Genomic DNA, 22,669 nt, shown 5'->3' with positions numbered 1-22,669 from the left:
TACCGAGCGCGGCGTATGCCGGAGGGTCGTAACGCGGTTCCCGGTCGGTGGTCCACCGATGCCGTTCTTAAAAAATCGCGCCAAATCCGGTACATTGACCGCCAGTTTCCGCGCGTGCGTTCAATTGCCCGACTCCGTTTCGATGGCCGGGCCCAGGGCCGCGCGCCCGAATTTCCCCCGCATTTTGCAAGTATCCGAGGACCGCGAGATGAGCGACTACATCATTGCCCCCAGTATCCTGTCGGCCGACTTTGCCCGCCTGGGCGAGGAAGTGGACAACGTCCTGAAGTCCGGCGCCGACTGGGTGCACTTCGACGTGATGGACAACCACTACGTGCCGAACCTGACCATCGGCCCGCTGGTCTGCGACGCGCTGCGCAAGCACGGCGTCACCGCGCCGATCGACGTCCACCTGATGGTCAAGCCGGTCGATCGCATCATCCCGGACTTCGCCAAGGCCGGTGCCACCTCGATCACCTTCCACCCGGAGGCCACCGAGCACGTCGACCGCAGCCTGCAGCTGGTCCGTGACGAGGGCTGCCAGTCCGGCCTGGTGTTCAACCCGGGCACCCCGCTGGACGTGCTGGAATGGGTGATCGACAAGGTCGACATCGTCCTGCTGATGTCCGTCAACCCGGGCTTCGGCGGCCAGAAGTTCATCCCGGCGACCCTCGAGAAGGCCCGCCAGGCGCGCGAGATCATCGACCGCTCCGGCCGTGATATCCGCCTCGAGATCGACGGTGGCGTTTCCAGCGCCAACATCGCCGAGATTGCCGCCGCCGGCGTGGATACCTTCGTCTCCGGCTCCGCGCTGTTCGGCAAGGGCCAGGATTCCGACCCCAACGGCTACGACAGCGTCATCAAGGAGATGCGCGCCGAGCTGGCCAAGGTCAAGTGATGCCACGCTTCACGCCACGCATGGTGCTGTTCGACCTGGACGGCACCCTGGTCGACTCGGTGCCCGACCTGCTGGTCTCGGTCAACGCCATGCAGCGTGAGCTGGGCAACCCCGAGCGCGCCGAAGAGGACGTCCGCAACTGGGTGGGCAATGGCGTCGAGCGACTGGTCGAGCGCGCGCTGACCAACGACCTCGACGGCACGCCCGATCCGGCCGAGCTCGACCAGGCCCTGCCGGTGTTCAAGCGTCACTACGCCGAGAACAACGGCCAGCACTCGCAGGTCTTCGACGGCGTGCTGCAGGGGCTGGAGTTCGTCAAGTCGCTGGGCCTGCCGATGGGTTGCGTGACCAACAAGGCCGAGGCGTTCACCCTGCCGCTGCTCGAGCAGACCGGCCTGCGCGATCACTTCGAGGTGGTCATCAGCGGCGACACCCTGCCGCTGAAGAAACCGGACCCGGCCCCGCTGATCTACTCGGCGGGCTGGTTCCACGTTCACCCCTCCGAGGCGCTGATGATCGGCGACTCGATCTCCGACGTGAAGGCCGCGCGTGCCGCGGGCTTCTCGATCGTCTGCATGAGCTACGGCTACAACCACGGCAAGGACATCCGGGATTTCGACCCGGATGCCGTGATTGATTCCATGACCGAGCTCGCCGGTCTCGTCGGCAGGTAGGCACCATGACGGGCCCAGGGAAGATGGCTGCGGCGACGATGACTACGGGAACGACGCGATGGCGGAGACGATGGCGTAGCTGAACGCGCACTCGTCCCCGACCCTCGTTTTCCCTTCCGGAGCCCGTCATGCCCAACCGTTTCCAGCCCTACCAGCCCACCCGCCACGACCTCGAACGACTCGCCGGCCAGGGATACAACCGCGTCCCCGTCACCCGCCGCGTGCTGGGCGACTACGACACGCCATTGTCCGTCTACCGCAAGCTGGTCGAGGGGCCGTTCGGCTACCTGTTCGAGTCGGTCACCGGCGGCGAGCGCTGGGGTCGCTACTCGATCATCGGCCTGCCGTCCTCCACCGTCCTGACCGTCCACGGCCACCGCGTGGTGGTCAAACAAAATGGCGAGATCGTCGAGGACGAAACCGTCGACGATCCGCTCGCCTGGATCGAGACCTTCAAGGCCCGCTACCGCGTCTTCGAGCCCCTCGATATGCCGCGCTTTCACGGCGGCCTGGTGGGCTACTTCGGCTTCGAGACCATCGGCTACATCGAGCCGCGCCTGGCCAATTTCGACGCCGACGACCCGCTGGGCGTGCCCGACATCCTGCTGATGGCCAGCGAAGAGGTGGTCGTGGTCGACAACCTCTCCAGCGAACTGCTGCTGGTCACCCTGATCGACCCGGCCGAGGCCGGCGCGATCGATCTGGCCAACGTGCGCCTCGACCGGCTGGCCGCCCGCCTGCGCGAGCCGGTGGCCAACTACGGCTCCTCCGCCCCGGGCAAGCCGATCGACGAGAACGACTTCACCGCCACCTTCACCCGCGAAGGCTACGAGAGCGCCGTGCGCACCATCCGCGAGTACATCGCGGCGGGGGATGTCATGCAGGTGGTGCCCAGCCAGCGGATGAGCATCGAGTTCGGCGCCGCGCCGATTGACCTCTACCGCGCGCTGCGCAGCATCAACCCCTCGCCGTACATGTACTTCATCGATGCCGGCGAGTTCACCGTGGTGGGTTCGAGTCCCGAAATCCTCGCGCGCCTCGAGGACGGCACCGTCACCGTCCGCCCCATCGCCGGCACCCGTCCGCGCGGGGCCACCGAGGCCGAGGACAAGGCCCTCGAGCAGGATCTGTTGAGCGATCCCAAGGAGATCGCCGAGCACGTCATGCTGATCGACCTGGGACGCAACGACACCGGCCGCGTGGCCCGGGTGGGCAGCGTCAAGCTCGAGGAGCGCATGATCATCGAGCGCTACTCGCACGTCATGCATATCGTCTCGCAGGTCACCGGCCAGCTCGACGACGATCTCAACGCCATGGACGTCCTGCGCGCGACCTTCCCCGCCGGCACCGTCTCGGGTGCACCGAAGATCCGCGCGCTGGAGATCATCCAGGAGCTCGAGCCCGTAAAGCGTGGCGTTTACGCCGGGGCGGTGGGTTACTGGGCGTGGAACGGCAATATGGATACGGCGATTGCCATCCGTACCGGGGTGATCAAGGACGGGCAGTTGCATGTGCAGGCTGGGGGCGGGATTGTGGCCGACTCGATTCCTGCGACCGAGTGGGAAGAGACGTTGAACAAGCGGCGGGCGTTGTTTCGGGCGGCGAATATGGCGAGTCGGGGGTTGGACGGCGAGTGACTTTCTTGATGCCTTCTCTGGAGGCTCGTGCCCAGTGTTCCCTCGGCGTAGTCTGACTTATTGGAAGGAGCCTGCTTCATGGATGAGCAGAAGACCCACCATAAAATGGTTGTCGGCAGCTTTATTAAGAATAAGTTGCAGGAGTATGAGTATTTTCTGCAGAAGGTTGCGGATATATGCACCTTGACGCACAAGAATTTTCTGTCTGGGGTTTGCCCAGCAAACAGTGGACAGGAAGATGTTAATTTCATATTCAATGCTCTCGTTAATACATTTCAATCTCTGAAAGACTCTCTGGCAACGGCAACTGGTGAGCCCCTCGTTTGGTCACGCTTTGCCGATGTTAGGCACTTCCATTTTTTTAAGGAATGCCGAAATGCGGTCACCCATGACGGCATGCAAATCATCGATGGTTGGGCAGACGGCCGATACTTTGTTGCAAGTGATGTGGAGAGATTTGATAACCGTGGGCGACTCATTTCTATTGAAGCTCCTAAGGATGACGTCCTTACTTTGTGTTTGGAGTTTTCGACGGATTTTATGGTGGAAATCGATAAGATCGCTGTGGAGTTGGGTCAGAACATCCCAACTCAGAGTCATGTAGACAAGATGAACTATATTGAAAGTTGCATGAGCAACTCCTTTGTCCCCGATTTTGCCCGAGATCTTTTTAAGCAGAGTCGTGATGACATTGCCCAGCAGTTAAAGGCCCACAAGCATCATTTTGACCCCGTGGGAGACATTCAGGCCCAGGCTGGGCGAATAAGTTCTCTGTGTGAGTCTTATCTGGCGGAGCGTTAAAGCTTGCCAGTTCTTGCGGTGTGACAGGCTCTTGAGCTGTTAAAAGTTTTCCGCATAAAGAGCACGTGCCCCGTCCTGAAGGGCACCGATTTGTTTCACGCGCCAGTTGCGGGAGCGGCTACCGACTCGCCGCCGTGCCCGACGGGAAGAAGGACTCCCGACTGCCTGTTGACCCTGCGGGCCTGATCGCTGCGAAGTCAGCCTCGCGAACGGGTCGGTTCGCCTCCATGCGAGCCAGACCCTGTAATTCCCCGGACGCGAAGAAGAGTAGGGTTTTCGTTCGGACAAATAAAAATCGCGCTCTTTGTCTATATCTGGCGGGCGTGATACGTTGAGGGCGTGGTCGAGTAGCCACATGCTTTGACACTCACAAGGTTTGTGGGTGCTTCGTTGCAAAGGAATGCATCACGGATGAGTTGTAACCAATAAAAAGGGTGTTTTATGAAAAAGCTAGTTGCTTTCCTGTTTGCTTCGATGATGATTGCTGGCGTGGCTCATGCTCATTCTGGCGGGACTGACGCAAATGGTTGTCATGGCGGCTCTAAGCCTTATCACTGCCATTAAATAGTAGTTTCAGGAAGTGGAGGGTGAACCCTCTTAGTTCCAGTCTGATAGCGAATCCTGGGGGAGCCGCGAGTTATGGGGGAAGGGCTTTATGGCCCTGTCACAAATAGCAGTCATCGGTTCGCCCTAGTCGCAAGAACAAGTCGCAGTTGGACCGGGAGGTTTCTGCGACTTTTTTGTGTCAGGCGAATTCGGGCAGATCCCATCCCTTATCCGGATTTATCTGTGCTTGGGCCGCGGTGGAACGGTTTCACGCGCCGGTTGAGCGAGCTTGCACGATCATGCTGCCGTGCCCGGCGCGCGAGTCGGTTTTCTTGCTTGTCCAAGAAAACCGACGAAAAGAAGGACACCCCGACGCCTTGGCCCTGCGGGCCTGATCGCTGCGCGATCAGCCTCGCGAACGGGCAATCGCGGGCGGGTCGGTTCGACGCGACGTCGTGTCGCGGCGAACCTCGGGCTTGCGTCCATGCAAGCCCGACCCTGCGATTCCCCGCTCGCGAGGCAAGGCGTAAGGGGCTTCACCCTTCGATCCACATAATTCACGGACTTCAGCGGCGGACATGCCTTCGGTTTCCGGTGGGATGAACGCTCTGCAACCGGCACGGCGCTTAACGAAAGTCGCCCCCCCCCCTGACGGCTTGTCTCACGGCCGGCGGGTGGCCGGGGTCGGAGCGACATGGATGTCGCTCCGAGGCTCGCCGCGACACGACGTCGCGTCGAGCCGGCCCCGAGACAGCCGGTGGTCGTGAGGCTTCGAGGTCGGACAAACGTCCGGCCTCGAAGGCCCGAAGGGCCGAGCCGTGGGGTGTCCTTCTTTTCGCCCCTTTTCTTGGACAAGCAAGAAAAGGGGCTCGCGCGCCAGGCAGGGCGTTAATTAATGGCCGCCCCGCGCAAACAGGCGTGCGAAACGATCCTCCAGCGTGGATTCGATTGTTCGGAGTAGTCGGCCGGTGGCCGACGTCGGACTGAAGTCCGACCTACAGGAGGGCGGGGGCGGTCTATTTCTCGGGCGCCGTTTCTCCCCAATCCGCCTGCGCCGCCCGACTCTCGTCGAGCGCCTCGTACGCGCGCTGGACCACGGCATCGGCACTCTCATCCTCGACCCGGAAGGCATCTACGCCCACGCTGACGTCGTATGTCGTCGTGGCCTCGACATCTTCGACCAGGAAGTAGGCCGCCGCCAGGCGCAGCTTGTCCGCGACCGCCGAGGCGCCGGCCACCGGGGTGTCGGGCAGGATGACGGCGAACTCGTGGTCGGCGATGCGAAACGACATGTCCATGCCGCGCAGCGTCTCGCGCAGGCAATCGCCGAAGGCACGCAGGACACGATCCTCGGCCGACGGGCCGTGGTGGTTCAGGTACTGGACGATGTCGAGCAGGATCAGGCTCACCGGCAGGTCGTTGCGCCGATGCTGGCTGAACAGGGTGTCCAGTTGGCGCACGAAGTCGCGGCGGTTGCCCAGGCCGGTCAGCTCGTCGATCAGTACCTGCTGCCCGACCCGTGCGCGTTCGCGCCCCTCCGCCCGGTCGAGTTGGGCGGCCATGGAGCGCAGGCGCTCGATCAAGTCTTCGCGATCAAGCGAGTCGATATCCGCCAGCCAGTGCGCGGACGGGGTGCTGGAAGGGGGCTGACTCACGGGTGACTCCTTTTCTGATCCGGGTGGTGCGCCACGCGCGATGACGAGAGCAAGTCGAAACGGGACCAAGCCAAGCGTAGTCGATTGAGCGCATAAGTCGCGCCTGCTGTTCGGGGGTGTTGGTGCTGTTGGAGGCGTTCGGCCTCGAGCCTATTGATGCGTGATGCGCAACACGCTACGATCGTCCGATGATTCGATCATTCCGCCACAAGGGACTCCGGCGGTTCCACACGTCGGGCAGTGTCGCCGGGATTCAACCGGCGCATGCCGGGCGCTTGAGGATGCAGCTTGCCGCACTGGAGACCGCCACGACGATCGACGACATGGACGTGCCGGGCTTTCGTCTGCATGCATTGCGCGGGGAACAGGCCAATCGCTGGTCGATCCGGGTCAGTGGCAACTGGCGGCTGACGTTTGAATTCCGCGACGGCGATGCGCACGTTCTCGACTACGAGGATTATCACTGATGACCATGCACAACCCCCCTCACCCAGGCGAGTTCATCCGCGACGTCTATCTCGAGCCGTTCGGGATGAGTGCACGCCATCTGGCGGCTCGCATGCAGGTTGCGCCGTCGACGGTGGCGCGGTTGCTGCGTGGACAGAGCGCTGTCAGTCCGGAGATGGCGTTGCGGCTTTCGCGCGCGCTGGGGCGTTCGCCGGAGAGCTGGCTTGCCATGCAGGACATGCACGATCTGGCCGTCGCCCGGTCGCAGATTGACCTGGCCGGTATCGAGCCGCTGACGTTCGACGAGGCGGCTCACTGAGCCGATCGGTGTGTCCGGTCCGCATGGGCTGGAATCCCCGCCGGGCTCTGGCATGCTTCGCGTCATGTCAGACGAAACCCAATTGCTCCTTCTCACCCGCGCCGGCTACGAGGGCGACTGCGCCGCCCAGGTGCAGACCGTCGCCGCCGAGGCCGGCGTGCACGGCTTCTGCAAGGCCAAGGCCGACACCGGTTACCTCACCTTCATCGCCCACGACGCCGAGGCGTTGGCCGACTGGTTCGAGACGCTTTCCCTCAATGACCTGATCTTCGCCCGGCAGATGTGTCTGGCCGGCGAGTCGCTGGCCGATCTGCCGCCGGACAATCGGCTCGGTCCGACCCTGGCCGCGCTCGACGGGCAGGCGTTCGGTGGCACATACGTCGAGACGCCGGACGCCGAGGCGACCCGGCCGTTGATGCGACTGGCCCGCCAGTTCACCAAGCCGCTGGAGCAGTCGATGCGCAAGCGCGGGCTGCTTGAACCGGGCAACCGGGAGCTGCCGCGACTGCATCTCACTTTTACTGACACCACCACGGTGATCCCCGGCTGGTCGCACCCGGGGCAGGCGGCACCGCGACCGATGGGCATCCCGCGCCTCAAGCTCCCCAAACACGCGCCCAGTCGTTCGGCGCTCAAGCTCGAGGAGGCGCTGATCACCTTCCTCTCGCCCGACGAGCGCCAAGAGTTGTTGCGATCTGGCCTTGAGGCGGTCGATCTGGGTGCCGCGCCCGGTGGCTGGACCTGGCAGCTGGTGCGCGACGGGCTGATGGTCACGGCCGTCGACAACGGCCCGATGGCGGAAGAGCTGGCCGCCTCCCACCAGGTCGAGCACCGTCGCGAGGACGGCTTCACCTTCCGCCCCGAGCGGCCGGTGGAGTGGCTGGTCTGCGACATGGTGGAAAAACCGATCCGCGTGGCGGCGCTGATAGCCGAGTGGATGGCGCGGGGCGATTGCCGCCGGGCGATCTTCAATCTCAAGCTGCCGATGAAGAAGCGCCAGCAGGCGGTGATGGAGTGTCGGGAGTTAATCGAGGATCGGTTGGTTGCAGCCGAGGTGCCGTTCGAGTTGGATATCCGGCAGCTGTATCACGATCGGGATGAGGTGACGGCTTATTTACGACGAGTGTCGTAGTCGTCTCTCGTCAGGCGTGGTTTTTGGTTTCGCACGCCGTTGTCGCTCGGTGGTTTGCGGGGTGACGCCATGCCAGGCGCGCCTCGGAGCGCCGTCCATGTCGCCCCGGCCCTGAGCCATCCACCGGCCCCGAGACAGGATGCAATGGGGTTTCTCCGATACGTCTCCCGGCAAGTACGAAGTGCTGTCGCTCTCAATTCAAGTGGGACACCGTATGGCTGGCTTGCCACCTATTCCGGTTTAAAGTTGAGGCGGATCTTTTCCTGCCAGATGGAGCTAATTGCAGGGCGGGGGAGTGGAGACGAGGACTCGATAGCGGAACGGACTGAATCCTTGAAGGAGCTCGTTCCATCGCACCGTTCGATCTTGATTGTTTTGACTTCACCGGACTCCTTCATCCATATCGTCGCAGTGCATGTCCAGCCGACGGAGGCGTCATCGGGACGTTTCCAGTTGTCGCGTAGTTTTTTCTGCACGGCCATGGCCCAGTGGGAAAGGGCTTGGTGTTTCATCTTCTTGTTTTCAGCAAGGATCTCCTGTGTTGTTCGACCGTCGTCTGGTGAGTTGGCGCCGGCGTAGCATCGACGGAATACATGTTCGCCAAAGCCTCGTCCCCCATTGCCGATTTCCCTGGGGCCTTTCGTGTACGCCTCAAGCACGATTGCCTCGCGCGTCGGATCGCCCGCTACTTCGAGCAAAGCATCCGATAGTGGGATTTCCTTTACGAATCGGTCGTTCGCCGTGCGGGATGCGAACTTCTCGAGTTGTTTGCAGGCCTTAATTGCATTTCGCGTATCCATAGCCTCTGTCGCCAGGGCTGGATTGTTGATTACGGTTACGAGCGCGACGGTGATGTAAGCGGTGAGTAATCTGAGGTGCATAGTGGAAGCTCTTCCGTGGCTTTTTGTTGCGAAAACATTTGCTTAATGGGGCAGGAGGGTGCTTAACATTTTATCTCGTTATTAACCCTCTTTCCGCCGTTTTGTCGTTCTTTTGTCGATTGCCTGGCACTCGTGATCTCGTGCACTCTTCTGCAAAGAGTGTGTCATTTTCGACAATTGTCGTGAGGTGAAACGAAGCGCTGGTCCCCCTTGTGCCTTGCCTCGCGAACGAGGGATTGCAGGGTCGGGCTCGCATGGACGCGAGCCCGAGGTTCGCCGCGACACGACGTCGCGTCGAACCGACCCGTCCGCAATCGCTCGTTTGCGAGGCTGATCGACGCGGATCTCATCCGCGGCGATCAGGCCCGAAGGGCCAAGGCGCCGGGGTGTCCTTCTTTTCGGGTGTTTTCTTGGACAAGCAAGAAAATACCCTCGTGCGCCGGGCACGGCGCCTATTTCATACCTACTCGCGCAACCGGCGCGCGAAATATCAGCCAGCGGCACAAACACGTGTTCCCCAAGCCACAAACTCGGCCTTCGCGAACAAGACCCGCGCCCACCGACTTCCCCGACACGAATCCTGGTGCCCCGCACCCAAACGCCCACCCATCTCGGTCGATGCGAAAGGCGCGGTCTACGCTCTGGGTGATGGTGCATGGCGCGCGCCATGTCTGTGTGGTTCTCGGCACTTTGAGTGCTTGTCGCTGTCTAGAGCCAAGACACATGTCATATGCGAGGGAGGACCCGTAATGAGTCAGAAAACGCAGATGTCCGGCATGAGTTGGGGGCGCTTTGCGGCGATGATCGCGACGTCGACCTTCATCATGTTCTTCTTGATGTACCAGCTGGTCTTCTCGATGGACCACGCTACGTTCAGCCTGAACCGCCTGACGGCCTCCCTGCTGATGGGGTGCGTGATGGCCGTGGTGATGCTCGGTTTCATGTGGCCGATGTACAAGGGGCTGAAGACCAAGATCTCGGTCGTCGTCGTGGCGGCCCTGGTGGGCGTGTTGTTGCTGGCCGTGAACAGGGGGCAGATGCTGATCGACGATGACGACTTCATGAAGTCGATGATTCCCCATCACTCGATCGCGATAAACAACGCGCGCAAGGCAGATATCAGCGATCCACGCGTACGCGAACTGGCCGACGAGATCATCGCCGCGCAGGTCCGCGAGATCGAGTTGATGAAGCGGCTCTTGGACGATATCGATGAAAACGGGGAGCGGGGCGGTGCCAGCCTTCCACCTCGTTCCACCGAGGTGACGCCCGAAATGGAGCGCAAGATCGAAGAGGCGATGAAGTGAGCGAACGCATTGCCTGCCTCGTGGCCTTGCGGTGGGGTTACTTATTCCCCTGCTTTCTTTTTGAGGGTTGCTCCACCGCCTCAGCGGCGATGCGCATCACCTCGATCCGGGCGTAGCGCTTGTCGTTCGCCGGGATGATGTGCCACGGCGCGTACTCGGTGGAGGTGCGGATCACCATCTCGTTGACCGCGGCCTTGTAGTCGTCCCACTTGTCGCGATTGCGCCAGTCCTCGGGCGTGATCTTGTGCTGCTTGTAGGGCGTCTGCTGGCGGGCCTCGAAGCGCTTGAGCTGCTCCTCGGGCGTGATGTTGAGCCAGAACTTGAGCAGGGTGATGCCGTGCTCGGCGAGCTGCTCCTCGAAGGTGTTGATCTCGTGGTAGGCGCGCGCCCAGTCGGGCTGGGCGGCGTAGTCCTCGACCCGTTCGACCAGGACCCGGCCGTACCAGGAGCGGTCGAAGATGGTCCAGTAGCCGTCGCGCGGCACGTGTCGCCAGAAGCGCCACAGGTAGTGGTGGTCGGCCTCCTCGTCGGTGGGCGCGGCGATGGGGATCACGCGGTAGAGCCGGGCGTCGAGCGCCTCGGTGAGCCGACGGATGGCCCCGCCCTTGCCGGCGGCATCCCAGCCCTCGAACAGGGCGACGACCGGCCGGCGCGCCTCGAAGCCCTGCCAGCCGAGGCGGTTGAGCTGGGCGTCGAGCGACCGCTTTCGATGCTTGTAGTCGGCCTTGTCCAGCACGAGATCGTCGGGAACGTGGTCGACGATGGTGCGCCGGGCGCTGTCGGCCTCGGGCAGGGCCGGCGAGTGCGAGACCTTGACGGAGCTCTCGTGGGCTCCGTTTGCCAGGCGGGTTTCGATGGCGCGCAGCAGGGTCTTGCCGGCGGTCAGGTCGCGGAAGTGCGGATCGGTGGCCTCGATCAAGAACCACGGTGCCTCGCCGGTATCCGTCTCGCGCACCACGCGGGTGGCGATCTCGATGAACTGGTCGTAGTGATTGGCCTCCTTGGCCGTTTCCGGGGCCATGTGCCAGTGGCTGGTGGGGTCCTTGCGGCGTTCCTTGACCCGGCGGGCCTGTTCACGCGCTGGCAGGTGGAACCAGAACTTGACCAGCAGCGCGCCGCCGTTGATCAGCATGTGCTCGGTCTCGCGGATGCGTTCGAGCTCGCCGCTGACACCGTCTTCCTCCAGGCGGCCGTGGCGGGCATCCTCGATCAGGCGCTGATACCAGCCGCCAAACAGTACGCCGATCTCGCCGCGCGCCGGCATCGTCCGCCAATAACGCCACCAGCGCGGGCGCTGCTTCTCCTCGTCGGTCTCGTCCCAGAACACGTGTGTCTGCACGCCGCGCGAATCCAGCCATTCGAGCAGGTGATTGACCAGCTCGCCCTTGCCGGCACCGGCCACGCCGTTGATCAGCAGCAGCACCGGCAGGTTGGCGGCCCGCGCCCGTCGCTGGGCATCGAGCAGCTGCAGGCGCAAGGACGGCACGGCGTCCTTGAAATCGGCCTTGGAGAGGCGGCGGCCCAGTTCGGCGGCTTCGAACATGTGGTGTCCAGCATGAGGAGGAAGAGAGGCAAGCCTAGCATTGTGGCCGTCGCCTGCCCGACCCCGCATTACCCGCCTGGCTGTGCCATTCTCGAACTCTACTCTGGAACGAGCTGCTCCCATGAGTCGATTGCCCCCGCTCTTGCTGTCGCTGGCCCTGCTGGGGTGGATGGCCGGCGGTGTCGCGACCGCCGAGAACCGCCTGGCGGATACCGCCTCGGATTACCTGCGCGATCACGCCGATAATCCGGTCGACTGGTATCCCTGGGGTGAAGAGGCCCTCTCGCTGGCCCGCGAGCAGGACAAGCCGATCTTTGTCTCGGTGGGCTATTCCACCTGCTACTGGTGCCACGTCGCCAAGCGCGAGCTCTATGAGGACCCCGAGATCGCCGCGGCGATGAACGAGGGCTTCATCAACATCAAGGTCGACCGCGAGCAGCGCCCCGATCTCGATCGCGTGCTGATGGCGGCCACGCGGGCGCTGGGCGAGGGCGGTGGCTGGCCCAACAACGTCTTTCTCACCCCAGAGCTCGAGCCGTTCTTCGCCGGCAGCTATTTCCCGCCCGAGCCGTTGCCCGGTCGCGAGAGCTTCCCGCAGATCCTGGAGCGTCTTTCCGGCCAGTGGCAGTCGAACCGCGAGCCGCTGCTCGAGCGGGCCGAAACGACGGCCGAGGCGCTGCGGGAGGGTGCGGATGCCAGTCTGGCGCCCGAGCGCATCGACCCGGCCGACTGGCAGGCGCGGGCCATCGAGGCGCTGGAAGGGCAGTTCGATTCGCTGGTGGGCGGCTTCGCCCCGCCGGGGCAGTCGAGCCGCTTTCCGCAGTCACCGCGGCTGGCGTTGCTGCTCTCGGCGGTCGATGACGACGAGCAGGCCGCAAGGGCGGAGCCGATGCTGCGCCAGACCCTGGCAGCGATGAGCATCGGCGCGCTGTTCGATCACGTCGGCGGCGGGTTCCACCGCTACACCGTCGACCCCGAGTGGGCGATTCCGCACTTCGAGAAGATGCTGGTCGACAACGCCCAGCTGGTCGGTCACTACGCGCGGGCCGGGCAGCGGCTGGACGAGGGCTGGTTCGATGACGTCGCCGCGCGCAGCGTCGATTATCTCGACCGTCGGCTGTGGGCGGACGAGGGTGGCTATTTCACCGCGGAAAACGCCGAGCTCGACGGCATCGAGGGCAAGAGCTACGTCTTTACCGCCGAGGAGATCCGCGCGGTGCTGGGCGAGGATGCCGAGGCCTTCCTCGACTGGCACCAGCTGGCCGACCTGCCGGAAAGCCGGATCGATCACGAACTGCCCGACGGCGGGGCGGTGAACCTGGCGGTGGGCCGGGCGTACGATGCCTTCGAGCAGGGGAAGCTGGCCGAGTCGATCGCCGGATTCGAGGCGGAGTACGCGGCCCTGCTCGAGGCTCGCCAGGAGCGCGGTCTGCCCAAGCGCGACCGCAAGCAGGTCGCCGAGTTCAACGCCCTGACCGGGCTGGGGCTGCTGGCGGCGGCGCAGCCGCTCGACCGAGGTGACTGGCAAGAGCGGGCGCAGGCGGTGGGTGACTGGCTCTGGGCGAGGCTCTGGGATGCCGATGAGCAGCACCTGTACCGACAGGTCTACGAAGGCGATGTCTCCGGCGAGGCATTTCTTTCCGATCACGCGGCTGCCGGTCGCCTGATGCTGGCGCTGTACGGATCGAGCCACGATATCCGTTGGCTGTTCCGCGCCCAGCGAATCGCCGCGACGATCGAACGCGATTACCTCGACGAGTCGGGGCGGCTGCATGAGCGCCCGCCGGAATCGGGCGGCGGGTTGCCGCTTAGCCCGCCGCTGGTGGGTGACGACGCCGCACCATCGGGGCATTCGCAGGCGGTGGTGTTCCTGCTGGATCTGGGGACCGTGCTCGAGGATGCGGCGCGCCAGGAGCGGGCCGTGCGCGCGCTGGCGGGGTTCGCGGCCGAGGTCGATGCCGCGCCGGCCGACTGGGGTTTCCTGGTCGGGGCGTTGGCCCGGCCGTCACGTGCCGAGGTGGTGACGCGCGAGGCGGCGCGACTGGCCGAGGCGACCGAGACCACCGGCGGGCCGGGCGAGACGCGCGATCACGTCGAGGTCGAGGCGCGCCTGATCGAGGGCGGTGCGGCCATCGTGGTGCGCCTCGCCATCGACGAGGGCTTTCACATCAATGCCAACCCGGCCAGCGAGGACTTCCTGGTGCCGACCCGGGTCACTGCCCTGGATGGCGAGATCGGGCCGATCGACTACCCGCCGGGCAAGCCATTTCGCGCCGAGTTCGCCCGCTCGGCGATCGATGTCTTTGAGGGGGTGCTCGAGCTGCGGGTGCCCGTGACCGGCGAGATGCCGACGCGCCTGCGCCTCGATCTGCAGGCCTGCGATGACGAGGTGTGCCTCGCGCCGGACGAGGTGGAGGTCGAGGTCGAGTAGTGCGGTGAATAGCGCGCGAGGGTAGCCGTAGGCCCCCGCCCGCTCGTACAGTAAGAGCGCCTTCAGGCGCGATGGGAGAACGTCTTCCCCGGCTCATCGCGGCTAAAGCCGGTCCTACGGCGCCCGCCGCGACCTGTGGGAGATTCTATTGCTCGGCGCGCCAAACGAAACAGGCCGCGAGCGACCGGGTGGTCAGTCGCGGCCCGTGATGGCCGTGGTGTCGTTGCCGATCAGGCCGAGACGGAGGCCTGCTGGCTGTCGGCCGGCTCGTCGAGCTGGCAGCCGTCGGGGATCAGCGGGGTCAGGCCGAGCTTCTCGAACATGGCCTCGTCGGCCGCCGCGTCGGCGTTCTCGGTGGTCAGCAGTTTCTCGCCGTAGAAGATGCTGTTCGCACCGGCGAAGAAGCACCAGGCCTGGATTGCCTCGCTCAGGCCTTCGCGGCCGGCGGACAGGCGCACGTGCGAGCTCGGCATCAGGATGCGGGCCACGGCGATGGTGCGGATGAACTCGATCGGGTCGAGCGCCGGGACGTCGGCCATCGGCGTGCCGGGGATGCGCACCAGCATGTTCAGCGGCACGGATTCCGGCGCGCGCTCGAGGTTGGCCAGCGTGGTCAAAAACGAGGCGCGATCCTCGCGCGATTCGCCCATGCCGAGGATGCCGCCGGAACAGACGTTGATGCCCGCTTCGCGGACGTGGTCGAGCGTCTCGAGGCGGTCGTCGATCGAGCGGGTGGTGATCACCTGGTCGTAGAACTCGGCCGAGGTGTCGATGTTGTGGTTGTAGTAGTCGAGCCCGGCTTCCTTGAGGCGGCCGGCCTGCTCGGGCTTGAGCATGCCGAGCGTGACGCAAGCCTCCATGCCGGTCTCCTTGACCACGCGCACCATGTCGATGACCCGCTCGAGCTGGGTATCGGTGGGGTTGCGCCAGGCCGCCCCCATGCAGAATCGTGACGCGCCCTTCTCGCGCGCCCGGCGGGCGGCGGTGCGCACCTCGTCGAGCGGCAGCAGACGCTCGCGCTCGAGACCGGTGTCGTAGCGGGCGCTCTGCGAGCAGTACTTGCAGTCTTCCGGGCAGGCGCCGGTCTTGATCGACAGCAGGGTGCTGACCTGGACCGCGTTGGGGTCGAAGTGCTCGCGATGCACCGTCTGGGCCTGGAAAAGCAGGTCGTTGAAGGGCTTGGCGAACAGGTCGAGCGCTTGTTGTTTGCTCCAGCGCGGGCGGGTCATGGGAATCAGTTATCCTCGAACGATTCGGGCGGTTCGGTGAAGGAATCTTCCCAGGTATCTTGCTTGATCCGGTAGAGGTCGTAAAGCGACCAGGGGATCAGGATCACCGCGGCGATCACCCAGAGGACCAGGTAGAAGGTCAGGCTCGGCGGGGCGAACACGGCGACCACCATCGCGGTGCCGGCCACGCCGTAGAAGCGATAGGCGGCCCATTGGGTGTAGTAGCCCACCTTGGGGTTGGGGTGGTGCTTGTTCAGGGCGTAGACCAGCATGGACAGACCGGTCCAGAAGATCGCCAGCGGCAGCGGCACGATCATCGCGACGATGTTGCCCCAGTTGAACCAGGTGGCGGCCCGCCGGGCCGACTTGCCGGAGATGCGAGTCGGGGTGTGCTCGTCGTTTGTGTCGAACGTTTCGGCGGATGCATCGTGGTTCATGATGAAACGACCTCTAAATATGCGTATGGGATGCAGATTAGCATGGAATGGATGCCCTCGCGACGGCGGCGCTGGTTCGACGCGCCCTGTCATCTCTGCCGCCTCGATACCGTCGATGCCGATGGCCTGTGCCCGGACTGCCGCCGCGAATGGCGCGCCGCGCTGGGCCAAGCGCGTTGCCGAACCTGCGGGTTGATCCTTGCTGGCGACCTGGCCGCCGGGGCGGGGGACGAGGCCTGCGCGGTCTGTGTCGGTCGGCGATCGCCGTTCGAACGCGTGGTCGCGGCGGTCGATCTCGATCCGGCGGTGCGCGCGCTGATCCACCGGCTCAAGTATCGTCAGGATTTCAGCGTCGTGCCGCTGTTGCAAGCCACGCTGATCGAGGCCGTCGCCGGGCAGGAGGAGGCGGCGAGAATCGATGCGCTGGTGCCCATGCCCCTGCACCCGAGGCAGCGCCGTCGACGCGGTTTCAACCAGGCCTGGCTGCTGGCCGACGGGCTGGCCCGCGCGACCGGCGTGCCGTTGCTGCGTCGCGGGGTGCGGCGGGTGCGGGATACTGGCTCGTTGACCGAGCTTTCGGCCCGTGCCCGTCGTGGCGCCCTGCGTGGGGCCTTTGTCGCCGACGGGCCGATCCCCGAACGGGTCGCGATCGTCGATGACGTGTTGACCACCGGCGCGAGTGCCGAGGCGCTGGCCGCGGCCTTGCAGCGCGGTGGCGCGAGTGCCGTGTCCGTCTGGGCGCTGGCGCGCACGCCCTAGGAGTCTGGGCGGCAGAAGCCGACCAGACTCCTGCCCCAAGCACGCGCAGATGTGGCTTGTGCCGTGCCGGGAGTTTGGGTAGAATCTCGCGCCTTGGCCGTCCCGGCCGCGTACGCCCGTGGTGGTTGCTAACCCCGGGGCGAGCGTCGGGATGGCGGCCCCGCCAGGGGCGAACCCGAAGACGATCAACCTGAGATGCGGCCCCGGCGGCATCCGACCCAACTTTCGAACCTTTACCAGGGGCAGAATCGAGATGAAAGAAGGCATTCACCCGAACTACCAGGCGGTGGTATTCCAGGACGTCGCGGCGGATTTCGCCATCCTGACCCGTTCGACCATGAAGTCGAAGGAGACCATCAAGTGGGAAGACGGTAACGAGTACCCGCTGGTCAAGATCGACGTATCCTCCGCGAGCCACCCGTTCTTCACGGGCAAGCGCTCCGAGGGCAGCATGGCCAAGCAGGTGGACAAGTTCCGCAACCGCTACGGCAAGAAGAAGTAAGACCAACCATGGTCGCGCTCCCGCCAACCGGCCGGACGCAGCAAAAGGGCACCGCGGGCTTTCCCGGTGCCCTTTTTCGTGCGCGCTCGATGGGGCTGACCTGGCTGCTCGCCGCGCTGGTCGTCTCCAGCGGCTGCGTGGCCGAGGAGCCGCCGCAGCCGCCCACGGGTGACTGTGCCCCGCCGCCCGACCTGTCGATCGAGTCGGCCACGGTCAGCTACGTCAACGACGGCGATACCGTCCGTCTTGCCAACGGCGACCGGGTGCGCCTGGTCGGCATCGATACCCCCGAGCTGGGGCGTGACGGCGCGGACGACGAACCGATGGCCCGCGAGGCGCAGCAGGCGCTGCGCGCGCTGCTGGCCGAGTCGCGCAATCGCGTGACCGTGGTCGATGCCACCGAGGGCGAGGACCGCTACGGCCGTCGGCTGTCCTACCTCTACCTGCCGGACGGGCGCTCGGTGCAGGCGCGGTTGCTCGAACAGGGCATGGCGATGGCGGTGTTCGTCGCCCCGAACCTGGAACTGGCCGACTGCCTCGTGGCCCGCGAGCAACGCGCGCGGCAGGACGAGCGCGGCATCTGGTCGCTGCCCGCCTACGAGCCGGGCCTGCCGTCGGCCCGGGGCATTCCCGAGCACGTGCAGGGTGCGGCGATCGTCCGTGGCCGCGTGGAGTCGGTGGGTGAAAGCCGGCGCAATATCTGGCTCAACCTGGAGGGCCGGGTGGCCGTGCGCATCGACAAGGCGGATCTCGAGCGTTTCCCCGGCTGGGATTTCGAGGCACTGGAAGGCGAGGAGCTGCGGGCGCGCGGCTGGATCGTGCATCACAGCAACCGCTACCAGGACTGGTTCATCCCGGTGGACTCATTGCACGCGCTCGAACGTCTCGACTGACGAGCGGGCAAGCGGAAGGAAAAAAGGGCGAACCTAACCGGGTTCGCCCTTTTTCGTCGGAGTGCGGCAATCGGCTCAGCGCTCGGCCAGCCAGTCGCGCGGGCGCAGGAACTCGTCGTAGAGACGTGCCTCCTCGCTGCCGGGCTCCGGGTGGTAGTCGTAGCGCCAGTCGGCGCGCGGCGGCATCGACATCAGGATCGACTCGGTGCGCCCACCCGACTGCAGCCCGAACAGCGTGCCGCGGTCATAGACCAGGTTGAATTCCACGTAGCGCCCGCGGCGGTAGGCCTGGAATGCGCGCTCGCGCTCGCCATAGGGCGTGTCCTTGCGCTTTTCCACGACCGGCAGGTAGGCCGGCAGGTAGTGATCGCCCACCGAGCGCATGAAGCCGAAGGCGGTGTCGAAGTCGATCTGGCCGTCGGCGCCGTAGTCGTCGAAGAACAGGCCGCCAACGCCGCGCGGCTCGGCTCTATGCTTGAGCCAGAAGTACTCGTCGCACCACTGCTTGAAGCGCGGGTAGTGGTCGTCACCGAAGGGCCGGCAGGCTGCCTCGGCCTGTTCGTGCCAGTGCACCGCATCCTCGGTGAAGCCGTAGTAGGGCGTGAGATCAAACCCACCGCCGAACCACCACACCGGCTCGACCCCTTCCTTCTGTGCCTGGAAAAAGCGCACGTTGGCGTGCGAGGTGGGCACGTAGGGATTACGGGGATGGATGACCAGCGAGACGCCCATCGCCTCGAACGAGCCGCCGGCCAGATCCGGTCGGTGGGCCGTGGCCGAGGGCGGCAGCTTGTTGCCGGTCACATGCGAGAAGTTGATCCCGGCACGCTCGAAGGTGGAGCCGTCCTCGAGGATGCGGCCACGGCCCTCGCCGTTGAGGTGATCGCCCGGCGGACGTTTCCAGTCGTCGTGCAGAAAGCGCGTGCCGTCTTCCTGGCCTTCGAGGCCGGCGACGATCCGGTCTTGCAGGTCGATGAGGTAGTCACGAATGGCCTGGAGGTCGGCCTGTGTTTCGGCCTGGTTATCCGCCATGTCAGCTCCTGATGGTCCGCCCGGTGGGCCAGTGGATGATCTGGGAGGGGCGGGCGCGCCGGTCGACGCTGCCCGGGATGATCTGGACGGCGGCGCGGGCGAACAGGCGCCGTGCCGTCAGCGCGTCACGGGCCGCCGGCCGGCCGCTGACGTTCGCGCTGGTGGAGACGATCGGCCCACCGAAGGCGCGACTGATCGCGCGCGCGGTCTCGTGCGCCGGGACCCGCAGGGCGATCTCCTTGCGCCCGCCGGTCAGCCAGGGCGGCACGCCGTCCGCCGCCGGCACGATCACGGTGCGCGCCGCCGGCCAGTCGGCCGCGATGCGGTCCCACTCCTCGGCAGTCACCGCGGCGAAGGGCTGGAGCATCTCCGGCGTGTCGGCGATCAGGATCAGCCCCTTGCCGACCTCGCGCTGCTTGAGGGCGAGCAGGCGCATGACCGCGAACGGGTCGAGCGGCGCGCAGCCCAAGCCGAAGACCGCCTCGGTCGGGTAGGCGATCAGCCCGCCGTCATCGAGGTGGCGGGCGATCTCGCGCAGGTGGAACGGCGACGGGATGCTCATTCGGCCTTGTCCCCGGAGGCGCTTTTCGGCGTGCTCTTCTTGGCGGCGGTCTTTTTCGCCGGGGCCTTCTTGGTTGTGGTCTTGCTCGCCGTCTTCTTGGCCGTCGCCTTCGTGGTGGCCTTGGCTGCGGTCTTGGTGGTCGTCGCCTTCTTGGCGGCGGCCTTGCGACCACGGCCCTTGCGTTCCGGGGCCTTGGCGATCATCTCGATTGCCTGCTCGTGGGTGATCGCCTTGGGGTCGTCGTCCTTGGGGATCTTGGCGTTCTTTTTGCCGTCGGTCACGTAGGGGCCGTAGCGACCGTTGAGCACCTGGATGCCGTCGTCGAACTCGTTGATGATGCGGTTCTTCTCGGCGAGCTTCTTGACCTCGATGATCTCCAGCGCGCGCGGCAGTTCGACGGTGTAGGGATCGTCGTCCTTGCCCAGCGAGGCGAACTTGTTGCCGAACTTCACGTAGGGGCCGAAGCGGCCGATGTTGGCCTCGACCGGCTCGCCCTCGGGCGTCTCGCCGAGCTTGCGCGGCAGCTTGAACAGCTCCATGGCCTCGTCGAGCGTGATCGTCGCGATGCTCTGGTGCGGGCGCAGCGAGGCGAACTTGGGCTTTTCCTCGTCGTCCTTGGTGCCGATCTGCACGAACGGCCCGAAGCGGCCCAGGCGGGCGACTACCGGCTTGCCGCTCTTGGGATCGACGCCGAGCTCGCGACCCTGGGCGGCCTCCTGGCGGGAGACGTTCTGCTGGGTGTGCTCGATGCGCTTGGAAAACGGCTCCCAGAATTCGCGCAGCAGCGGCACCCAGTCCATCTCGCCGCGAGAGACGGCATCGAGCTCGTCCTCGAGCTTGGCGGTGAACTCGTAGTCGACCACGTCGCGAAAGTATTCGGTCAAAAAGCCGTTGACCACGCGGCCCATGTCGGTGGGCTTGAAGCGGCGCTGCTCGAGCTCGACGTATTCACGTGAGCGCAGCGTGGAGATGATGCTGGCGTAGGTCGACGGGCGGCCGATGCCGTATTGCTCGAGCGTCTTGACCAGGCTCGCCTCGGTGAAGCGCGGCGGTGGCTCGGTGAAATGCTGGGTGGCGTTGATCGCGGCCAACTCGATCTGCTGGCCTTCCTCCAGCGGCGGCAGGCGACGATCGTCGTCCTTGTCCGATGCCTGGTCGTCCTCGTCCTCGCGGTAGGCCGCGATAAAACCGGGGAACTTCAGGGTCGAGCCGGTCGCGCGGAAGCTGTGCTCGTCACCGGCGGCGAGATCCACGGAGACCTGGTCGAAGATCGCCGGGTTCATCTGCGAGGCCAGCGTCCGCTTGAAGATCATCTCGTAGAGGCGGAACTGGTCGCGGTTGAGGAAGGCGCGCACCTTGTCCGGCGTGTTGGCGATCGAGGTCGGGCGGATCGCCTCGTGGGCCTCCTGCGCGTTCTTCGACTTGGTGCGGTACTGGTTGGGGGTTTCCGGCACGTAGTCGGCGCCGTAGCTCTGGCCGATGTGGTGGCGGATCTCGCCGATCGCGTCGTTCGACAGGTTGACCGAGTCGGTACGCATGTAGGTGATCAGACCCACGGTGCCCTGGCCGATGTCGACGCCCTCGTAGAGCTCCTGGGCGGTGCGCATGGCGCGCGAGGCGGTCAGCCCGAGCTTGCGCACCCCCTCCTGCTGCATGGTGGAGGTGGTGAACGGCGGGGCGGCGTGGCGCTTGCGCTCGCGGCGGTCGACCTTGGCGACGGTGAGCTTGCCGGCGGCGGCCGCCTCCAAGCGTTCCCGTGCCGCGGTGGCGCTGGTCTCGTCCTCGAGGGTGAACTGCGCGACCTTCTTGCCGTCGAGCTGGTAGAGGCGGGCGCTGAACGGCTGGTCGTCGGTGCGGCAGTCGGCGGCGATCGACCAGTATTCACGCGGGTTGAACGCCTCGATCTCCTGCTCGCGCTCGACGATCATCCGCAGGGCCGGGCTCTGCACGCGGCCGGCCGACAGGCCCGGGTTGATCTTCTTCCACAGCAGCGGCGAGAGGTTGAAGCCCACCAGGTAGTCGAGCGCCCGGCGCGCCTGCTGGGCGTCGATCAGGTCCTCGGACAGCCCGCGCGGGTGGGCGATGGCCTCCTGCACGGCGCGCTTGGTGATCTCGTAGAACACCACGCGCTTGGCCTCGCGTCCTTCGAGCAGGCCGGCCTCCTTGAGCAGCTCGTGGAGGTGCCAGGAGATGGCCTCGCCTTCGCGGTCGGGGTCAGTGGCCAGCAGCAGGGTGTCGGCCTTCTTGAGCGCCTTCTTGATGGCATCGACGTGCTTCTTGTTCTTGTCGATGACCGTGTAGTTCATCGCGAAGTCGTTGTCGGGGTCGACCGCGCCGTTCTTGGGCACGAGATCCCGCACGTGGCCGTAGGAAGCCAGCACTTCGTAGCCGGGGCCGAGGTATTTCTTGATCGTCTTGGCCTTGGCAGGCGACTCGACGATGACCAGGTTTTCGCTCATAGAATGTCTTTCGCTTGTGACGTCAGTGCAGTATGGCGGCGTCTTCGAAGACGAGGTCTTCCATCCAGGCAAAGGCCTGTTCCTCGCCGGGTTTGGCGAACAGGACCAGCAGGACGATCCACTTGAGACGCTCGACGTCGATTTCGTCCTCGCCGAGGGCCATGGCGCGCTCGATCACCGTCTCGCGGGCGGATGGGGAGAGCACGCCGATCTGTTCGAGTTGCATCAGAAAGCCGCGGGCATCGACGTCGAGCATCATCTGCTCGTCGTCACTGTAGACCCTGAAGGCCTGGTCGCGTTCGGGGCCGGACTCGCTGCCCTGTTCCAGCACGCCTTCGAGCCAGGCGAAGGCATGTTCGATCTCGTCGTGGTCGAAGCCTGCTTCCAGCAGCTTCATCTGCAGGCCGGCACGCTCGTTTTGCGGGGGGAAGCGGTCTTCGTCTTCCATGTAATTCTCGAAGAGGAACATCAACAGGTCGAGAACGGTCTCTTTCATCGGCTCACCGGGACAAGATGGCTTGAGTC

At 65.0% G+C, this 22,669-nt stretch carries 22 protein-coding genes; 13 read left to right on the top strand and 9 right to left on the bottom strand.

Features of this window, described 5'->3' with window-relative positions:
- The first annotated feature begins 208 nt into the window (after window positions 1-208).
- The 5 genes from rpe (at window position 209) to D5687_RS11510 (ending at window position 4,574) form a co-directional block, all read left to right on the top strand.
- Entirely contained in the window at window positions 209-898 is a 690-nt protein-coding gene (rpe, locus tag D5687_RS01935; RefSeq protein WP_125198078.1) for a ribulose-phosphate 3-epimerase, read from the top strand.
- Window positions 898-1,572, top strand: a complete 675-nt coding sequence (locus D5687_RS01930; protein WP_125198077.1) for a phosphoglycolate phosphatase — start codon at window positions 898-900, stop codon at window positions 1,570-1,572. Before rpe ends, D5687_RS01930 begins: the two co-directional genes overlap by 1 nt.
- 128 nt (window positions 1,573-1,700) lie before the next feature.
- Window positions 1,701-3,209 (top strand): anthranilate synthase component I, encoded by a 1,509-nt coding sequence (trpE, locus tag D5687_RS01925; RefSeq protein WP_125198076.1) that lies wholly within the window; start codon window positions 1,701-1,703, stop codon window positions 3,207-3,209.
- A gap of 78 nt (window positions 3,210-3,287) precedes the next feature.
- On the top strand, window positions 3,288-4,010 hold the full coding sequence (locus D5687_RS01920) for a hypothetical protein (protein WP_125198075.1): 723 nt from the start codon (window positions 3,288-3,290) through the stop codon (window positions 4,008-4,010).
- A 441-nt stretch (window positions 4,011-4,451) separates the two neighbouring features.
- Window positions 4,452-4,574, top strand: coding sequence for a YHYH domain-containing protein (locus tag D5687_RS11510; RefSeq protein WP_125198074.1), 123 nt, complete (start codon window positions 4,452-4,454; stop codon window positions 4,572-4,574).
- A 998-nt stretch (window positions 4,575-5,572) separates the two neighbouring features.
- Here the strand turns inward: D5687_RS11510 and D5687_RS01910 are convergent.
- Window positions 5,573-6,211: a GGDEF domain-containing protein gene (locus D5687_RS01910; protein WP_125198073.1), complete on the bottom strand. Its 639-nt coding sequence runs from the start codon at window positions 6,209-6,211 to the stop codon at window positions 5,573-5,575.
- 188 nt (window positions 6,212-6,399) lie between these two features.
- Between D5687_RS01910 and D5687_RS01905 the strand changes: the two genes are divergently transcribed.
- The 3 genes from D5687_RS01905 to rlmM all read left to right on the top strand — a co-directional run bounded on the left by D5687_RS01905 (window position 6,400) and on the right by rlmM (window position 8,109).
- Window positions 6,400-6,678 (top strand): type II toxin-antitoxin system RelE/ParE family toxin, encoded by a 279-nt coding sequence (locus tag D5687_RS01905; RefSeq protein ID WP_125198072.1) that lies wholly within the window; start codon window positions 6,400-6,402, stop codon window positions 6,676-6,678.
- On the top strand, window positions 6,678-6,977 hold the full coding sequence (locus tag D5687_RS01900) for a HigA family addiction module antitoxin (protein WP_125198071.1): 300 nt from the start codon (window positions 6,678-6,680) through the stop codon (window positions 6,975-6,977). Before D5687_RS01905 ends, D5687_RS01900 begins: the two co-directional genes overlap by 1 nt.
- 64 nt (window positions 6,978-7,041) lie before the next feature.
- Window positions 7,042-8,109 carry a 23S rRNA (cytidine(2498)-2'-O)-methyltransferase RlmM gene (rlmM, locus tag D5687_RS01895; protein WP_204742104.1) on the top strand — a complete coding sequence of 356 codons (1,068 nt, stop codon included), beginning with the start codon at window positions 7,042-7,044 and terminating at the stop codon, window positions 8,107-8,109.
- Between the two features lie 230 nt (window positions 8,110-8,339).
- Here the strand turns inward: rlmM and D5687_RS01890 are convergent, their stop codons facing one another.
- Window positions 8,340-8,990: a TonB C-terminal domain-containing protein gene (locus D5687_RS01890; RefSeq protein ID WP_125198069.1), complete on the bottom strand. Its 651-nt coding sequence runs from the start codon at window positions 8,988-8,990 to the stop codon at window positions 8,340-8,342.
- A gap of 749 nt (window positions 8,991-9,739) precedes the next feature.
- On the opposite strand from D5687_RS01890, the gene D5687_RS01885 reads away from it, so the two are divergent.
- Entirely contained in the window at window positions 9,740-10,297 is a 558-nt protein-coding gene (locus D5687_RS01885) for a DUF305 domain-containing protein (protein ID WP_125198068.1), read from the top strand.
- A gap of 37 nt (window positions 10,298-10,334) precedes the next feature.
- Here the strand turns inward: D5687_RS01885 and pap are convergent, their stop codons facing one another.
- On the bottom strand, window positions 10,335-11,840 hold the full coding sequence (pap, locus tag D5687_RS01880; RefSeq protein WP_125198067.1) for a polyphosphate:AMP phosphotransferase: 1,506 nt from the start codon (window positions 11,838-11,840) through the stop codon (window positions 10,335-10,337).
- Between the two features lie 121 nt (window positions 11,841-11,961).
- Between pap and D5687_RS01875 the strand changes: the two genes are divergently transcribed.
- Window positions 11,962-14,271, top strand: a complete 2,310-nt coding sequence (locus tag D5687_RS01875; RefSeq protein ID WP_125198066.1) for a DUF255 domain-containing protein — start codon at window positions 11,962-11,964, stop codon at window positions 14,269-14,271.
- 230 nt (window positions 14,272-14,501) lie between these two features.
- On the opposite strand, the gene bioB is transcribed toward D5687_RS01875, so the two are convergent.
- Both bioB and D5687_RS01865 read right to left on the bottom strand, forming a co-directional pair.
- Complete coding sequence (gene bioB / locus D5687_RS01870; RefSeq protein WP_125198065.1) at window positions 14,502-15,500, bottom strand: biotin synthase BioB; 999 nt, start codon at window positions 15,498-15,500, stop codon at window positions 14,502-14,504.
- A 5-nt stretch (window positions 15,501-15,505) separates the two neighbouring features.
- On the bottom strand, window positions 15,506-15,937 hold the full coding sequence (locus D5687_RS01865; RefSeq protein WP_125198064.1) for a hypothetical protein: 432 nt from the start codon (window positions 15,935-15,937) through the stop codon (window positions 15,506-15,508).
- A 42-nt stretch (window positions 15,938-15,979) separates the two neighbouring features.
- On the opposite strand from D5687_RS01865, the gene D5687_RS01860 reads away from it, so the two are divergent.
- The 3 genes from D5687_RS01860 (at window position 15,980) to D5687_RS01850 (ending at window position 18,091) form a co-directional block, all read left to right on the top strand.
- Window positions 15,980-16,696, top strand: coding sequence for a ComF family protein (locus D5687_RS01860; RefSeq protein WP_125198063.1), 717 nt, complete (start codon window positions 15,980-15,982; stop codon window positions 16,694-16,696).
- Between the two features lie 253 nt (window positions 16,697-16,949).
- Complete coding sequence (locus D5687_RS01855; RefSeq protein WP_125198062.1) at window positions 16,950-17,198, top strand: type B 50S ribosomal protein L31; 249 nt, start codon at window positions 16,950-16,952, stop codon at window positions 17,196-17,198.
- Between the two features lie 8 nt (window positions 17,199-17,206).
- The gene (locus D5687_RS01850; protein ID WP_125198061.1) at window positions 17,207-18,091 is read left to right on the top strand and encodes a thermonuclease family protein; all 885 of its coding nucleotides are present in this window, start codon (window positions 17,207-17,209) and stop codon (window positions 18,089-18,091) included.
- Window positions 18,092-18,166: 75 nt separating this feature from the next.
- On the opposite strand, the gene hemF is transcribed toward D5687_RS01850, so the two are convergent.
- The 4 genes from hemF to D5687_RS01830 are packed head-to-tail and all read right to left on the bottom strand — an operon-like array spanning window position 18,167 to window position 22,640.
- On the bottom strand, window positions 18,167-19,123 hold the full coding sequence (hemF, locus tag D5687_RS01845) for an oxygen-dependent coproporphyrinogen oxidase (protein ID WP_125198060.1): 957 nt from the start codon (window positions 19,121-19,123) through the stop codon (window positions 18,167-18,169).
- Between the two features lies 1 nt (window position 19,124).
- Window positions 19,125-19,685, bottom strand: a complete 561-nt coding sequence (locus tag D5687_RS01840) for an L-threonylcarbamoyladenylate synthase (protein WP_125198059.1) — start codon at window positions 19,683-19,685, stop codon at window positions 19,125-19,127.
- On the bottom strand, window positions 19,682-22,144 hold the full coding sequence (locus D5687_RS01835; protein ID WP_125198058.1) for a DNA topoisomerase I: 2,463 nt from the start codon (window positions 22,142-22,144) through the stop codon (window positions 19,682-19,684). Before D5687_RS01835 ends, D5687_RS01840 begins: the two co-directional genes overlap by 4 nt.
- A 22-nt stretch (window positions 22,145-22,166) precedes the next feature.
- A complete protein-coding gene (locus D5687_RS01830) occupies window positions 22,167-22,640 on the bottom strand; it encodes a DUF494 family protein (RefSeq protein WP_125198057.1) in 474 nt (157 codons plus the stop codon).
- Window positions 22,641-22,669: the final 29 nt, after the last annotated feature.

Source organism: Guyparkeria sp. SCN-R1 (genome assembly GCF_003932495.1).
Taxonomy (GTDB): domain Bacteria; phylum Pseudomonadota; class Gammaproteobacteria; order Halothiobacillales; family Halothiobacillaceae; genus Guyparkeria.
This window is presented reverse-complemented; position numbering and strand designations above follow the sequence as displayed.

Excerpts from the sequence above, each read along its gene's own strand:
- D5687_RS01830 (WP_125198057.1), bottom strand. The coding sequence starts at position 22,640 with ATGAAAGAGACCGTTCTCGACCTGTTGATGTTCCTCTTCGAGAATTAC.
- D5687_RS01905 (WP_125198072.1), top strand. The coding sequence starts at position 6,400 with ATGATTCGATCATTCCGCCACAAGGGACTCCGGCGGTTCCACACGTCG.
- D5687_RS01900 (WP_125198071.1), top strand. The coding sequence starts at position 6,678 with ATGACCATGCACAACCCCCCTCACCCAGGCGAGTTCATCCGCGACGTC.
- hemF (WP_125198060.1), bottom strand. The coding sequence starts at position 19,123 with ATGGCGGATAACCAGGCCGAAACACAGGCCGACCTCCAGGCCATTCGT.
- bioB (WP_125198065.1), bottom strand. The coding sequence starts at position 15,500 with ATGACCCGCCCGCGCTGGAGCAAACAACAAGCGCTCGACCTGTTCGCC.
- D5687_RS01920 (WP_125198075.1), top strand. The coding sequence starts at position 3,288 with ATGGATGAGCAGAAGACCCACCATAAAATGGTTGTCGGCAGCTTTATT.
- D5687_RS01855 (WP_125198062.1), top strand. The coding sequence starts at position 16,950 with ATGAAAGAAGGCATTCACCCGAACTACCAGGCGGTGGTATTCCAGGAC.
- D5687_RS01930 (WP_125198077.1), top strand. The coding sequence starts at position 898 with ATGCCACGCTTCACGCCACGCATGGTGCTGTTCGACCTGGACGGCACC.
- D5687_RS01860 (WP_125198063.1), top strand. The coding sequence starts at position 15,980 with ATGGAATGGATGCCCTCGCGACGGCGGCGCTGGTTCGACGCGCCCTGT.
- D5687_RS01890 (WP_125198069.1), bottom strand. The coding sequence starts at position 8,990 with ATGCACCTCAGATTACTCACCGCTTACATCACCGTCGCGCTCGTAACC.
- D5687_RS01885 (WP_125198068.1), top strand. The coding sequence starts at position 9,740 with ATGAGTCAGAAAACGCAGATGTCCGGCATGAGTTGGGGGCGCTTTGCG.
- rpe (WP_125198078.1), top strand. The coding sequence starts at position 209 with ATGAGCGACTACATCATTGCCCCCAGTATCCTGTCGGCCGACTTTGCC.
- D5687_RS01835 (WP_125198058.1), bottom strand. The coding sequence starts at position 22,144 with ATGAGCGAAAACCTGGTCATCGTCGAGTCGCCTGCCAAGGCCAAGACG.
- D5687_RS11510 (WP_125198074.1), top strand. The coding sequence starts at position 4,452 with ATGAAAAAGCTAGTTGCTTTCCTGTTTGCTTCGATGATGATTGCTGGC.
- D5687_RS01875 (WP_125198066.1), top strand. The coding sequence starts at position 11,962 with ATGAGTCGATTGCCCCCGCTCTTGCTGTCGCTGGCCCTGCTGGGGTGG.
- D5687_RS01865 (WP_125198064.1), bottom strand. The coding sequence starts at position 15,937 with ATGAACCACGATGCATCCGCCGAAACGTTCGACACAAACGACGAGCAC.
- rlmM (WP_204742104.1), top strand. The coding sequence starts at position 7,042 with ATGTCAGACGAAACCCAATTGCTCCTTCTCACCCGCGCCGGCTACGAG.
- D5687_RS01850 (WP_125198061.1), top strand. The coding sequence starts at position 17,207 with ATGGTCGCGCTCCCGCCAACCGGCCGGACGCAGCAAAAGGGCACCGCG.
- trpE (WP_125198076.1), top strand. The coding sequence starts at position 1,701 with ATGCCCAACCGTTTCCAGCCCTACCAGCCCACCCGCCACGACCTCGAA.
- pap (WP_125198067.1), bottom strand. The coding sequence starts at position 11,840 with ATGTTCGAAGCCGCCGAACTGGGCCGCCGCCTCTCCAAGGCCGATTTC.
- D5687_RS01840 (WP_125198059.1), bottom strand. The coding sequence starts at position 19,685 with ATGAGCATCCCGTCGCCGTTCCACCTGCGCGAGATCGCCCGCCACCTC.